This window comes from Virgibacillus chiguensis (assembly GCF_900129865.1).
Lineage (GTDB): Bacteria > Bacillota > Bacilli > Bacillales > Amphibacillaceae > Virgibacillus > Virgibacillus chiguensis.
The window spans coordinates 223,227-236,888 of the sequence record NZ_FQXD01000005.1 but is presented as its reverse complement, the minus strand read 5'-3'; the positions used below and the strand labels follow the sequence as shown (position 1 = coordinate 236,888).

Below are 13,662 nucleotides of genomic sequence, written 5' to 3'. Positions count from 1 at the left end.
TTGCTAACCGGGCACACCGAGCCTTTGTTCTATGTGAAAACTTGTTTATAAAAGTTCAAAACGGGTTCCTTTGCGCTTGTAGCACAATTTCATCGCGGTACATTTATAAAACTATGATTCATAGAAGGAGGAAGAAAATTGAATAATCCATTTCATACTTGCCACAACAGTAGAATAGCTGGCTGTGATTTTGCCATTTATCCGATGACAGATCAATTTGTGGATGTTATTACAACAGCATTAAAAGAAGTAGACACATCTAAAGTTTGGGTGAAAACAACGGACGTCGGTACATGTGTGAGAGGGAAAATCACCCATGTATTTGATGTCACAAAAGCTTTATTTCTTCATGCCGCACAAACAGGTTACCATGTCGTATTTAGTGGTACCTATTCTATCGGTTGTCCAGGAGATTCTGATGGGGATGTATTTTTAGCTGAAGATGATCGACGGTTAAACGAGGCAGAGAGCAAGAAGATCAAACAAGAGGTAGCTGGAAAGTTTTCTCTCTATCCATTAGGTGGCGGCGACTATATGAATCTCATTTACGACCAAATTGAAGCCATGAAAAAGCAAAACATCCGCGTATCCTCCATTCATTACGCCACACGATTAGATGGGGATGGGAAGGATGTATTTAATGGCTTGGAACAAGTCTTTGTCCACATGGAACATAATGGTTCTTCTCACACCGTTATGACGACTACAATATCAGCTAACAGTCCTTCTAAAAAGGATGTGAACAGTGATGACTAACTGGCGTTTAAAAGAAATTATTGTTATGGCTGTTTTATCGGTCGTATTTGGGATTGTCTATTTAGCTTTCCTCCCAGTAGGAAAGCTACTTGTATCATTTATGGGCCCCATTGGTTATGACTTTATTTTTGGAATTTGGTTTATCGTATCCATTATTGCGGCCTATATATTACGTAAACCAGGAGCGGCTTTTCTATCCGAAACAATTGCCGCTACGGTTGAAATGCTCTTAGGCAATGCGATGGGGCCAATCATTATTATTACTGGAATGATCCAAGGACTTGGCGCAGAGGCTGCTTTTGCTGCGACAAGATATAAACGCTATTCCTTATGGGTATTAATGCTAGCAGGAGTTGGGGCAGCGATTTTTAGTTTTGTTTGGGGCTATTTTCGTGGCGGATATGCTGCTTTAAGCACACCTTATGTAATTAGCATGCTCATTGTTAGAATAATTAGTGGCGCAATTATTTCCGGTGTACTCGGAAAAGCAATTAGTGACGCACTAGCTAAGACAGGTGTATTATCTAGTTTTGCCCTTGGAAAGCAAATAAATAAAGCGAGGTCTGTATCATGATTCAAGTACGCGAACTCACGCTTTGGTTTAACGAGCATGAACACCCTACTATCAACAAGCTATCCTTTGATTTGCGTTCTGGCGAAACGATGCTTCTACTGGGACCAAGTGGCAGTGGAAAAAGCACACTAACTTGTTGCTTAAACGGGATTTACCCTCGCGAACTTGATGGGGAAATAGCAGGAGATATCCATATCTTTGGGACTTCGATTCAAGATACAAAACCTGGAGAAATGAGTAAACATGTCGGTGTCGTCTTCCAAGATCCTGAAAGTCAATTTTGTATGTTGACGGTAGAAGATGAGATCGCTTTTGGATTGGAGAACATCGGCACACCGAGAGATAAAATTGCCACAAAGATAGACGGAGTATTGCAGATGGTAGGCTTAACCGCTTATAAAGAAGCAAACATTCATTCTCTATCTGGAGGACAAAAGCAAAAGCTCGCGCTAGCGTGTATCCTAGCACTTGAACCCGACTTTGTAATTTTAGACGAGCCAACTGCTAATTTAGATCCACTAGCAAAACAGGCATTCATTCAAACGATGAAACATATTCAGGAAGATAAAAAAATTGGGCTCATTGTTATTGAACATCAATTGGACGGGTGGGTCTCTTTTATAGAGAGAGCCTTTATTTTATCCAAAGCAGGACATGGTGTATTTGATGGTTCTTTAACAGAAGCGATTACAAAACATGCGGACCTTTTTCAATTAGAAGGCATTGCACTTCCGTCTATTACGGAACTCGCGTTACAAGCTTGTGACAATAATCAAGCAGCTTTTTCAAAAATCCCTTTCACTTACGAAGATTTTACAACGCATATGTCCTATTTGGATCAAACGTTTTTAGAAACAACTGCCAAAAAAAGCTGCGCATTGGAACCTATCATAGAAGTTCACAACGTAAAGCTTTCGAAAAAGAAACAAAAAATTCTACGTGACATTACTTTCTCTTGGGCAGGTCCATCCTTTATTGCGGTTACAGGGGCAAATGGAAGCGGGAAAACATCACTCACTCGTTTGTTAGCAGGGATAGAGTTCCCTTCAGCAGGAAATATATATGTAAACAATCGGTCCATTAATCAATGGAAGCAAAAAGAATTACGGCAACAAATTGGCTACGTATTTCAAAATCCCGAACACCAATTTATCACTGACCGTGTTTTTGATGAAATTGCATATACGTTACGTTTAAGAGCATATCCTGAAGCAACAGTTCAAGAAAAAGTGCATCAAACATTAGCAAGTTGTCAGCTACAAGGGATGGAAAATAGACATCCCTATACACTAAGCCAAGGCCAAAAACGTCGTCTAAGTGTTGCTACCATGATCGTAGATGAGCAAAACATTTTATTTTTAGATGAGCCAACATTTGGACAAGATGCTGCATCTACACGTGAACTGATGCATTTATTAGCAGCCCGCTATAAAAATGGGACGACCATTATCATGGTTACGCATGATATGGACCTTGTCGACAAATATGCCAATCGGGTTGTCGTATTAAAAAACGGGGAAATCGTAGCAGATGAAACGCCTACGCAACTGTGGGAGCGGCCACACTTAAGTAAATGGAATTTAGATTACCCTACACGAATCAAATTAAAACGGCATATGGAGGGTTCTCATGTCTGCATTACTAAATAATTTAAACCCTAGTATAAAAGCAATTGCCGTGGTAATCGCTGTTTGTCTTTTAACCTTTGTATTTGATCCATTCACGCCACTTATTTATGGTATCGTAGTTATTCTGTTCACCTTTTTGTTTGGAAAAGTGAATTGGAAGCTATATATCGGTTATTATCTTATCATTTGCCTTTTATCCATTGGGATGCTTTGGACATCGATCGCCTTTGCAGATGAGCCAACGAACCCTGAGGTGACGACACAGTTTCTCTTTTGGGAATTGCCAAAAGAAAATGTCACCGTCGCCTTATCTTTAACTTTACGTATGCTAACATTTGCCGCCTTATCATTTATGTTCATTTTCACTACAAATATGGTTCATTTTATTCTTAGCTTAATGCAACAATGTAAATTACCACCTAAACTTGCTTACGGCATACTAGCAGGATACCGATTCCTTCCTTTAATGCGTGAAGAGTTGCAGCAAATACGCGCAGCTCATCAAGTAAGAGGTGTCCGTCGAGCATCGGGGATAAAGGAGTCCATACAGCAATACAAACGGTATGCAATACCATTACTTGCCGGAGCCATTCGTAAAGCAGAACGAACCGCTGTTGCAATGGAATCAAAGGGATTCAGCGGAGAAAAGGCGCGTATTTTTTACCGCCAGTTCCGCGTTACTTTTATCGATTGGCTATTTTTAAGTAGTATGATTATGCTACTCATCATTATTGTAGCTATTTCAATAAAATTAGGGTATTTCAGTTGGTACAAAGGGCAATTTTGATATGTAGCAGGTTACTCTTTCACAAGGCTTGCAACCTTTCAAATGTCTTTACTTCTTATTCGTTTACACCAATCAAAAGCATTACACGTAAGAAAGGCTTGGCTTGGCTTTGCCAAGTCTTTTATCAATCCGCCTACAAGTGCTTTTTAAACATAGTGGTTTAAAGCAAATAGTTGAACCATTATTCCCGAAGTATTACACCAAAATCGCATCGTAGAAAGATTTTCTAAGCAAAATATAAATGGTGATGTAAGCTGCAACCTTCATTAAATAGCGAGCCACAGTTTTTGCATTGTTTCATCTGCAAGTATTGCTCTATAGTAAATTCTGTTTTGCAAACGCCACATAAGATAGCTTTCTGATCAAATTGATGTTTGGGCCATACTTTTATTTCATGGTTTTCCGCTTCTAGATGGCATTTATAGCAAGAATAATATTTTTGACAGCACTTAAATTTAATCGCAATAATATCTTTGTTTGAATGATAATGCACACATCGCGTTTCTCCATCCACGAATTGTCCAAAAACAGGTAACATACGATCCTCCACTTTCTCCACCTTATTTTTGCTTAACAGACACGCCAAATAATTGAATGAAAGAGATCGCTTGCTCTGGAGATATAATTGCACCACGTAATTCCTTTTCCGATAGATGAATATTTGTATAAGAGCATTTACTAAGATCCACTCCTTTTAAAGAAGTAAAATTAAAAGACACATCATCCAACACGACATTGTCTAACTGTACATAGTCAAGTTTCGTATCGATAAACTGACTGCCTTTTAAAAGGCAGTCTACTAGTTCACCATCACGTAAAATAGCATTTTCAAACAACGTATAAGGTGCTTCACATGCTATAAATCGTACATCTTGCATATCTGTTTGACTAAAATTCACACCAGCTAATTTGCAATTGCGAAATTCAACACGACGAAAACGAGCCCCTTGAAAATCTATTTGCGACAAATCACATGTATCAAAAAGCACATTCGTCCAAGATGAAAAAGGGAATTTCGATTGAGGCATGTTTACATTTGTAAAAAAAACATCCTCAAATCCCACATGCGATGCAGTAAATGAGCTAGAAGTATGATCATATTTAGCCATTTCAATAAAGCTATTGTCAGTAAGTTCGTTCAAGCTCCTTATTAATAGTTCTTCTGGTAAGTCTGGCTTTTGAATAAGGCGTTGTTTGGGTTTCAACTGCAGTCACCTCCGATATGATGTTTTTCCTTCATTATTTTTTAAACTTTCATATTAATTTATTGACACTCATCCTAGACCATATACCTCTTTACTATAGGTTTATTTTATCATAACTTTACTATGTTCCTAATAGAATTCAACAGACAGCAACTACACTTTGTTCCCACATACTTATCGGTGCTGTTTTTAATTTAAAAAAATAAATTTTTTTAAACGTGAAACTTATACATTTTTTATTCGTACTAGTATAATGAAGATACGCTAAGAAAAGTTGAGGTGAGCACATGAGTATATTTGGGCGTTTATTCGGCAATAAAAAAGAAACAGATAAACCTGTTGAGCAAAGAACAATGTTTAATTTGCAAATAAATGATATTGTTACATTTGATCTGGAAGACTATACAGTTGTAGGAAAAATCAGCTACGACGACCATGGTTTCAAGTGGTATGCCTATCAATTACAAGGTACGGATAAAACATTGTGGTTAAGTGTAGAAATGGATGACGAATTGAATCTTGGTATATACGAAAAAATTAAACTCCCCGTTCAAGAACCAATCCCTAAAGAAATATCCTACGAAGGGACTACGTTTTACTTGGATGAATCAGGAAAAGCTCGCGTAGTAGGAACTGGTCGTAGTGAGAACTTAACTGGATTAACTTGTGAATATTACGATTTCTATGATGACTCCGACGAAAAGTCACTTTCTTTAGAAAAATGGGGCAATGAAATTGAGGCGAGCATTGGGTATGAAATTGAAGAGTATGAGTTAAAAATTATTGCTAGTAGTTAAAAAATATTATTAAATAAATGGAGGAATGAAGTATGTTTAAATTTTTTAAACGTATGAAAACTGTTGTAGAATCTGAATTGAATGCAGCTTTGGATAAAGCCGAAGATCCTGTTAAGATGCTAGATCAATTTATGCGCGATATGGAAGAAGACATTCGCGAGGCTGAATCAGCCGTTGCGAAACAAATTGCGAATGAAAAAATGATGCAGCGAAAATATGAAGATGCGAAGAAAATGGTAGAAAAACGTGAAGACCAAGCGATGAAAGCTGTTGAAGCAGGAAATGACGACCTTGCTAAACGCGCGCTAGAAGATAAAAAACTGCATCAACAAACAGCTGATTCCTTAAAAGAATCATACGAACGTGCGAAACAAGATTCTACTACATTACGCCAGAAGCTAGATGAAATGAAAGCCGAATATCAAGAAATGAAATTGAAAAAAGATTCCTTGAAAGCTCGTGCTGAATCGGCAAAAACAAGAACAAAAATGAATCGTACGTTATCAGGTATTGGTAGTGACGAATCCAAACAAGGCTTTGAGCGTATGGAAGAGAAAGTTCTAAAATTCGAAGCGGAAGCAGAAACAAGCGAAGATATGCAAAGCTCCAGTCGTAGCCTTGACGACGAGTTTGAAGAGTTAGAGAAAAGCGACGTTGATGATGAACTAGCTGCCCTTAAGAAAAAGCTTAACAAAGAATAATTGGTGAAAGAAATAAGGTAACATTTACATTCACACACATTCTATATAACAGGAACGAATAAGATAAGATAGGCGCTCAGGGACAGTGCTTCTTGAGCGCCATTCCTTACTTAGATTCTCAAAAGAAGAAGGTGAGAATATGAAACGATCACTTTTCTTTATCTTGCTATCTTCACTGCTCTTCTTAGCTGCATGTGGCAGCCAAGCTAGTACTTCCGAGGGAACGTTATTTGAGCATGATATTGCAGCATTTATTGATGAAAATTATACCTTTCAAGATGTCATAGCAAGCCAGGAGGACTCCTCTGACATTTCGGAAATATACATAGCTGAAAACAAAGACATTGATAGTGTCGTTGACGAACTACGGGAGCATGAAGAACCTGAAAAGGTAAGTGAAAGAAGCGATAACAAACAAGCACTTATATACGATAACTTGTTTGTCATCGTCACAGAAGACGAAGAAGACCCAGATAATTCTACTGTTGAAATTGCAGAACAACAATTTGTACGAGATAATTACAACCCTAGCTTTTTTAATGGACTTTTTGCCCTTTGGTTATTAGATGAAGTTTTAGACGTTGATGATTGGGGAAAGAAACGCCAAAGCAAATGTAAAAATTCTGGAGACTGTTATGGAGGCTACCATTCCTCTGGCGGCACCTACAAGAAATCAAGTGATTCTAAATCCATCCGCTCTTCATCTGTTCGCGGCGGAGGTCCAGGGGCTGGTAAGTAAACAATGCGCTATATAACAGCATCTAGCCTATCGCACATTAGAAAAGCTTGGCTTGTCGCCAAGTCTTATGGCGAATGGCATCGTTTTTCTTATACTATAACCCTTAAACTTTCCTATAGTACAATGAAAGTACGATGACGGCTTTTTAAAGCCACTCATGTGTTAAACACTATTCATTTTAACGCTCTATTACTTTCCACTTTACTACCATTAGAATAAAGCCTAGAAAGAAACACGTTTTCTTATAAAACTATAAAACTTTATACTCTCAGGAGAGTATAAGTAAAGAAAGGATGAACATCATGGAGCCATTTGTATCTACGTTAATATACTTTTTCGTTTCCATTGCCATTGTTCTTGTTGGCTTAGTTATTTTTGAATTACTTACACAAAAATATAAAGACTGGGATGAGGTTCTAAAAGGAAATCATGCCGTTGCATTATCCATCGGTGGTAAGATTGTCGGGATTTGTATTGTGCTAGCATTCTCCATTTATAACAGCGCCGATATTGTTGAAACATTGATTTGGGGCGGCGTTGGGATCGTTCTACAAATGATTGCGTACTTATTATTTCAGTTATTTACACGTACATTCTCTGTGGAAGAACAGCTACAAAAGGGAAATATTGCGGTAGGAATTATTAGCATGTCTGTTTCCATCGGTCTTGGATTTGTAATTGGCGCATCGATTACATAAGATATGTAGCCCGCTTTATAGAAGGCTGACTTGCTATTGATTTTTTAATATCAAGTTGCGTTTTTTCATTGCAATCGACTTATTGTAGTCGATTGCCTTTTCTTTTAAACTAAGAAAAGACGATTTCATTTGATATGAGTAAAAAGTTGTTATTATGAGGAGACTTACCGTGAATCAGTTAAGCATAAAACAAAGCAAAGCAATCTATTGGGCATCTGGTATCGTATCCATATGCGGCATTATTTTTGAAGTTTTATTCGGGGCGGCAGGTTCCTATCTTTTAGGTGATGGCGTAAAACAATATACGCTAACCATTTCCTTGTTCTTAACTGGAATGGGTATTGGTGCCTCCCTTAGTGAACGTGTCACCAAAAACTTAGTCCTCTCGTTTGTATGGATTGAATATACCATTGGCATTATCGGTGGGTTCTCCACTTTTATCTTATTTGGCGTTACTGCATTCTTAAGCTCAGGAATGGACGCTTTCTTTCTCTACTTTATAACATTAGTCGTTGGTGCATTAACGGGAGTCGAACTTCCTATTTTAATTCGCAAAGCAAACGACATTGGCGTTACACTACAAAAGAGTACGGCACGTGTCCTTTTCTCTGACTATGCTGGTGGTTTAATCGGAGGCTTATTGTTTGTCTACTTATTTAGACCACAATTTGGACTTGTGAAAACAGCCTTTATTGTAGCGCTCATTAATGTCATCGTTGCTTTATGGATTTTAGTCTATTTTAAAGCAGAAATAAAAACATTTAAGCGTCATTTTATTGCGGGAATATGCATTTTCCTCGTTTTAGTTATGGGCGTATTATTTGGCGAAAAAACAGCTTTCTTATTTGAACAAAAGCTATACAATGATCCTATTATATATAACGAGCAAAGTAGCTACCAGCAAGTTATTTTAACGAAAGAACAAGGCGATTTACGATTATTTCTTGATGGACAATTGCAATTCAGCTCAGAAGACGAATATCGTTACCATGAAGTACTTGTGCACCCAACAATGGCAGCAGCTTCATCGATTGACAATGTCCTCGTTTTAGGCGGAGGGGATGGACTCGCTTTGCGCGAAATTCAAAAATACGACGCTGTCAAATCGATGACACTTGTCGACCTCGATCCTAGTGTAACAAAGCTTGGCAAAGAGAACCATGAAATAACCGAACTGAACGATAACGCGTTTGCCGACGATCGTGTGCAAACCGTTAACGCTGATGCTTTTAGATACTTGCAAGAGCATAAGGATTTGTACGATGTCATTCTTGTCGATATGCCTGATCCAAACAATGAATCGCTCAATAAGTTGTACACCCTTGAATTTTATCAGCTGCTTCGCAATCATTTACGGCCAGGTGGAGCGATCATGGTGCAAGCTACTAGCCCAACCTTTGCAACGGAAGTGTATTGGTCGATTGACAAAACGATCCAAGCAGCTGATCTGTACACAGACAATCTCCATGTCGACGTTCCTAGCTTCGGTGATTGGGGGTTTGTCCTAGCAAAAAGAGAAAAATTCACAATTGATGAAGTAGAAATTCCTGTTGATACGAATTTTCTAACTCCTGATGTTCTCGCTGGTTTAACTACATTTGGGAAGGATATTGATGCACAGATCGTTGATGAAAAAGGAAATAACATTTCGTTAGACGTTAATACATTAATCCGCCCTACCCTCATCGAAAAATATGAAAAAGCATGGCAAAATTATTAACAAACGAGCAGTTCTTTGTAAAAACTGCTCGTTTGTTTTGTGATTTTTTCGGTTACAGTTACGGTTTTTTCTACTTATAGACCGTTGCTCGTTTTTCTTTTTTGCACTCTAGGCCAACGTATGCTGGGAACATGCGGAATCATGGATTCAAAAAGAACAAAGGCTCGGGGCGCCCGGTTAGCAATGGAGTGAAGTCGCCTAGTTGCTGAGCGCTGGAGCCGGGCGCGGCCCATTCGGTTGTTTGGTTACGTCATAGCATCAAATTTTATGCTTTCTTATACTATAAACCTTTAAACTTTTATCTTTCCTATAGTGCAAACAGCGTAGCCTTTCAGCAGTATACTTCATTATAACGATCTCTTCTCTACCTGTTGTTTGATCCGAGCTAAAAAGCTATCTAACGGTTCACTTTCGGAAGCTTTACTGCCATACTTTCGAACGTTTACACTCCCTTTTTCTACTTCATCATCGCCTAACACAAGCGTATATGGCACCTTTTGCATTTGCGCTTCTCTTATTTTATATCCTAACTTTTCATCCCGATTATCTATCTCTACTCTAATACCCTGTTGCTTCAATTTGAAGGCTACGGACTTGCAATAGGCTTCATGCACTTTGGAAACAGGAATAATTTGCACTTGAACTGGCGCTAACCAGACTGGAAACGCTCCCGCAAAATGTTCCACTAAAATGCCAAAAAAGCGATCGAGGGAACCATAAATAGCACGATGAATCACGACAGGACGTACTTTTTCATTATGTGCATCAATATAGGATAGATCAAAGTTCTCTGGCATTTGAAAATCGAGTTGGATTGTCGCACATTGGTGACTGCGACCAAGTGCATCTTTAATATGAAAATCAATTTTAGGTCCGTAAAATGCGCCATCTCCTTCATTTAACTGATAAGGAGCCTCTAATTCTTGTAATACATTTTGCAATGCTTGTTCAGAGGACTGCCATAGATGATCCTCCCCCATTGACTTTTCTGGACGGGTAGAAAGCTCGACATCATATGTGAAACCAAATGTTTGATAAACCTGATCAATCAACTGAAACACTTGCGCAATTTCCGCTTCTATTTGGTCTTTTCTAACAAAAATATGCGCATCATCTTGACAGAAAGTACGAACCCGAAGCATCCCATTTAAAGCTCCACTGTATTCATGACGATGTACTTGACCAAATTCGGAAATCCGTATTGGTAAGTCTCGATAAGAATATAGATTATTCTTGTACAGTAACATATGGCCAGGACAATTCATTGGCTTCATCGCAAACTTCGTCTTATCCACTTCCGTAAAATACATATTTTCATGATAATGATCCCAGTGTCCAGACTGTTCCCACAAACGCTGGTTCATCATTAATGGTGTCCGTACCTCATCATAATTCGCTTGTGACTGCACCTCTCGAGAGAAATTTTCTAATTCATTGCGAATGATTTGTCCCTTAGGTAAATAAAATGGCATTCCAGGCGCTTCATCGGAAAACATAAACAACTGTAATTGTTTGCCTAATTTACGATGATCCCGTTTCCTAGCCTCCTCTAAAAAGGCAAGATGTGCTTTTAATTGACTTTGCTTCGTAAATGCATAACCATATATTCGCTGAAGCATCTTTTGATTATTATCGCCACGCCAGTATGCTCCAGAAACATGTGATAGTTGAAATGCCTTTATATATCCTGTACTTGGCAGATGAGGACCACGGCAAAGATCAACAAACTCTCCCTGACGGTAAATGGTGAGCGCTTCATGTTCAGGGATATCTTCTAAAAGCTCCAACTTTAATGGTTCATTTCGCTTTGTAAATAGAACCACTGCCTCCTCATAAGTTATTCTTTCTTTTTCTATTGGTAAATTTTCATGTATAATTGAACGCATTTCCCCTTCAATTCGTAGTAAATCATTTTCGTTCCACGTCTCTTCTAACTTAAAATCATAATAAAAACCGTGCTCAACCACCGGTCCAATGCCGAGCTTTACGTTTGGATACAATCTTTTCACCGCTTGTGCTAGCACATGTGCCGTAGTGTGTCGTAATACCTCAACACCCTCTTTTGTTTCCAACGTATAAAATTCAACGGTAGCATCGTTCATCAATTCATAGCTAACATCTACCATCATTCCATTTACTTTAGCTCCAATTGTCCTTTTACCTAAACTGGAACCAATCGATGTAGCAACCTCCTTCACAGTAATACCTTGTGTACATGCTCTTACTTTCCCATCTTTTAATTGTACTTGAATAGGGGATTTCATCATTATAAACCTCCTTGAATGGATAAACATTTTTAAATTAAACCCTTATGTGGGCATCTATATAAGTGATATATAAGTGCTTTTCACTTATATACCAGCTTAATTAACTTCAAGATTAGCATTGTGATTAGATTTATCTTGCTTTTAGAAAAACTTGGCTTGTCGCCAAGTTTTTCCTTATACTATAACCCTTAAGACTTTTATACTTTCCTATAGTGGGACAAAGATTAACTCTATTTTTTTCACCCCGTTATGGCAATATTTCTTGTGCAGTAAACCACAAAGCGCAAATAAAAAACACACGCATCCTCTACATAAGGACGAATGTGTTATCCGTGGTTCCACCTAATTTCCCAAGCATCGACCGGTAATGCTTGACTCCATCTGCTGTAACGTAGCAATACGGCGTTGGTTACTCGTATTTCCCCAACACAGCTCATGAGGTGGTACACTATTTTCCATGTCTAGGAAGCTCTCACCTACTCTTCCCTCTCTGCTAGCTGTAAAAATAATGCGTATCCTCTTCATTGCTTTTATGATCAGTTAATTTTTAATAATGCTACACCAAAATGTAAAATAATGCAATAGGCGATGTTGGAAAATTACATTAATAAGGCTCGAAAAATAATAAGTTGAAAAGACGTTATAGGTGATTTTCTTGCTCCAGTGGTCGGTTAAGTATGCACTTTTAAATAACGTCTTAACACAAATCGGCAACACTTTTAGGAAGTGTGCCGATTCAACGGTAAGATTTATTTTATCGCCTACTTTAGTTACCCATTACCTGGTGGCGGAAAAGTAAATGATGGTAGAGTGCCTGTTGTTTTACAACGATCCGGATTTAGATCACAAAAATTGCCTTTAGCATCCTTAATCACTGGGCGGGTAACTGTAATAGTAGTGCGTAATATAATTTTCACTAAAATGCCAGCAACGAGTGTCTGACCAGTTGAAGCAACCAATGATATACCTTCTTGAATGAAAATTCCTTCAATTTCTAATGGCGTTTCCTGTACCATATCTTCCGGACAAGCGCCTGGAAAATCGGTATGCGCTTGAAATGGAATGTTTACTACGCCGCCAATAATACCAACTACATCCCCGTCTGTCGTTGTTATACTAATATCTGCAGGTACTATGCCTATATTAACGACTTTATCTTTAATTACTGTAACATTTTGTGTGATTGCATTTAAATTAGGTACAACATTTATAGAAAGAATATTTGTCGTACTTACTCCTTCAAACAAGGTGAGTGGTAGAGATGTTTCCGCTACCTTTTGAACGGTTTTCGTACCGACCAAAGAATTGACTAGAAAACAATCGCTATCTAGCTTTGTTGCTTTTAGTTCTTGCTTTTTAAAATTACAATTACAACTTGCTTGTTTGCAACAATCCTGTTTAAAATCATCTTTATAGCAATCATGCTTTTTATTAAGATTTTGTTTTTTGCATTGGTTACCAGTCATTACAACACTACCGAAACGTTTTTTAGAGGACATTACATCCTTCCTCCTTTCTTAAGGCAAATATTTTATTCTTTACAAGATTATACTATTAACGGGACATACGGAGTGATTGGACATTAGGGTTAATCATCTAGTAGACATTGGGTTATAAATAAGCTTTCGACGAACATTTTGCAAATCTTTTTCAAGAATACGATGTAAGCATGTATAGACTAAGCCTGTGAAGTTGAGACTTTCTGTACGGGGATTAGCGATTTTCGGACGCGAGTGAGCGCTTTTCTTCGTTCATGAGCGATTACCGGACGCGAGCGAGCGCTTTTCTTC

General features: G+C 38.2%; 13 protein-coding genes and 1 other annotated feature. Of the genes, 9 read left to right on the top strand and 4 right to left on the bottom strand.

Annotated elements, in window-relative coordinates; genetic code table 11:
• Window positions 1-138: 138 nt before the first annotated feature.
• From BUB45_RS08020 to BUB45_RS08005, 4 genes are read left to right on the top strand one after another with little or no spacing between them, the layout of a single operon-like run.
• Window positions 139-756, top strand: a complete 618-nt coding sequence (locus BUB45_RS08020) for a YkoF family thiamine/hydroxymethylpyrimidine-binding protein (protein WP_073007094.1) — start codon at window positions 139-141, stop codon at window positions 754-756.
• A complete protein-coding gene (locus BUB45_RS08015) occupies window positions 749-1,330 on the top strand; it encodes an ECF transporter S component (protein WP_073007092.1) in 582 nt (193 codons plus the stop codon). Before BUB45_RS08020 ends, BUB45_RS08015 begins: the two co-directional genes overlap by 8 nt.
• A complete protein-coding gene (locus BUB45_RS08010; protein WP_073007090.1) occupies window positions 1,327-2,979 on the top strand; it encodes an ABC transporter ATP-binding protein in 1,653 nt (550 codons plus the stop codon). Before BUB45_RS08015 ends, BUB45_RS08010 begins: the two co-directional genes overlap by 4 nt.
• Window positions 2,960-3,745 (top strand): energy-coupling factor transporter transmembrane component T family protein, encoded by a 786-nt coding sequence (locus tag BUB45_RS08005; RefSeq protein WP_073007088.1) that lies wholly within the window; start codon window positions 2,960-2,962, stop codon window positions 3,743-3,745. Before BUB45_RS08010 ends, BUB45_RS08005 begins: the two co-directional genes overlap by 20 nt.
• Window positions 3,746-3,971: 226 nt before the next feature.
• Here BUB45_RS08005 and BUB45_RS08000 read toward each other — a convergent pair whose 3' ends face one another.
• Both BUB45_RS08000 and BUB45_RS07995 read right to left on the bottom strand, forming a co-directional pair.
• Window positions 3,972-4,283 carry a CHY zinc finger protein gene (locus BUB45_RS08000; RefSeq protein ID WP_073007210.1) on the bottom strand — a complete coding sequence of 104 codons (312 nt, stop codon included), beginning with the start codon at window positions 4,281-4,283 and terminating at the stop codon, window positions 3,972-3,974.
• A 22-nt stretch (window positions 4,284-4,305) separates the two neighbouring features.
• Window positions 4,306-4,950 carry a pentapeptide repeat-containing protein gene (locus BUB45_RS07995; RefSeq protein ID WP_073007086.1) on the bottom strand — a complete coding sequence of 215 codons (645 nt, stop codon included), beginning with the start codon at window positions 4,948-4,950 and terminating at the stop codon, window positions 4,306-4,308.
• A 287-nt stretch (window positions 4,951-5,237) separates the two neighbouring features.
• Here BUB45_RS07995 and BUB45_RS07990 point away from each other — a divergent pair, with 287 nt between their 5' ends.
• From BUB45_RS07990 to BUB45_RS07970, 5 genes are all read left to right on the top strand, one after another.
• Entirely contained in the window at window positions 5,238-5,747 is a 510-nt protein-coding gene (locus BUB45_RS07990) for a DUF4178 domain-containing protein (RefSeq protein ID WP_073007084.1), read from the top strand.
• A gap of 32 nt (window positions 5,748-5,779) precedes the next feature.
• Window positions 5,780-6,448 (top strand): PspA/IM30 family protein, encoded by a 669-nt coding sequence (locus BUB45_RS07985; RefSeq protein ID WP_073007083.1) that lies wholly within the window; start codon window positions 5,780-5,782, stop codon window positions 6,446-6,448.
• 139 nt (window positions 6,449-6,587) lie between these two features.
• Window positions 6,588-7,187 (top strand): DUF4247 domain-containing protein, encoded by a 600-nt coding sequence (locus BUB45_RS07980; RefSeq protein WP_084723576.1) that lies wholly within the window; start codon window positions 6,588-6,590, stop codon window positions 7,185-7,187.
• A gap of 302 nt (window positions 7,188-7,489) precedes the next feature.
• Window positions 7,490-7,885, top strand: coding sequence for a DUF350 domain-containing protein (locus tag BUB45_RS07975; protein WP_073007081.1), 396 nt, complete (start codon window positions 7,490-7,492; stop codon window positions 7,883-7,885).
• A 169-nt stretch (window positions 7,886-8,054) separates the two neighbouring features.
• A complete protein-coding gene (locus tag BUB45_RS07970; protein ID WP_244527688.1) occupies window positions 8,055-9,605 on the top strand; it encodes a polyamine aminopropyltransferase in 1,551 nt (516 codons plus the stop codon).
• 347 nt (window positions 9,606-9,952) lie between these two features.
• Here BUB45_RS07970 and thrS read toward each other — a convergent pair whose 3' ends face one another.
• Window positions 9,953-11,869: a threonine--tRNA ligase gene (gene thrS, locus BUB45_RS07965; protein ID WP_073007204.1), complete on the bottom strand. Its 1,917-nt coding sequence runs from the start codon at window positions 11,867-11,869 to the stop codon at window positions 9,953-9,955.
• Window positions 11,870-12,182: 313 nt separating this feature from the next.
• Window positions 12,183-12,406: a binding site (T-box leader), on the bottom strand.
• Window positions 12,407-12,642: 236 nt separating this feature from the next.
• Window positions 12,643-13,371, bottom strand: coding sequence for a hypothetical protein (locus tag BUB45_RS07960; RefSeq protein WP_073007078.1), 729 nt, complete (start codon window positions 13,369-13,371; stop codon window positions 12,643-12,645).
• Window positions 13,372-13,662 lie beyond the last annotated feature (291 nt).

Excerpts from the sequence above, each read along its gene's own strand:
- thrS (WP_073007204.1), bottom strand. The coding sequence starts at position 11,869 with ATGAAATCCCCTATTCAAGTACAATTAAAAGATGGGAAAGTAAGAGCA.
- BUB45_RS07960 (WP_073007078.1), bottom strand. The coding sequence starts at position 13,371 with ATGTCCTCTAAAAAACGTTTCGGTAGTGTTGTAATGACTGGTAACCAA.
- BUB45_RS07980 (WP_084723576.1), top strand. The coding sequence starts at position 6,588 with ATGAAACGATCACTTTTCTTTATCTTGCTATCTTCACTGCTCTTCTTA.
- BUB45_RS07990 (WP_073007084.1), top strand. The coding sequence starts at position 5,238 with ATGAGTATATTTGGGCGTTTATTCGGCAATAAAAAAGAAACAGATAAA.
- BUB45_RS08015 (WP_073007092.1), top strand. The coding sequence starts at position 749 with ATGACTAACTGGCGTTTAAAAGAAATTATTGTTATGGCTGTTTTATCG.
- BUB45_RS08000 (WP_073007210.1), bottom strand. The coding sequence starts at position 4,283 with ATGTTACCTGTTTTTGGACAATTCGTGGATGGAGAAACGCGATGTGTG.
- BUB45_RS08005 (WP_073007088.1), top strand. The coding sequence starts at position 2,960 with ATGTCTGCATTACTAAATAATTTAAACCCTAGTATAAAAGCAATTGCC.
- BUB45_RS07975 (WP_073007081.1), top strand. The coding sequence starts at position 7,490 with ATGGAGCCATTTGTATCTACGTTAATATACTTTTTCGTTTCCATTGCC.
- BUB45_RS08010 (WP_073007090.1), top strand. The coding sequence starts at position 1,327 with ATGATTCAAGTACGCGAACTCACGCTTTGGTTTAACGAGCATGAACAC.
- BUB45_RS07985 (WP_073007083.1), top strand. The coding sequence starts at position 5,780 with ATGTTTAAATTTTTTAAACGTATGAAAACTGTTGTAGAATCTGAATTG.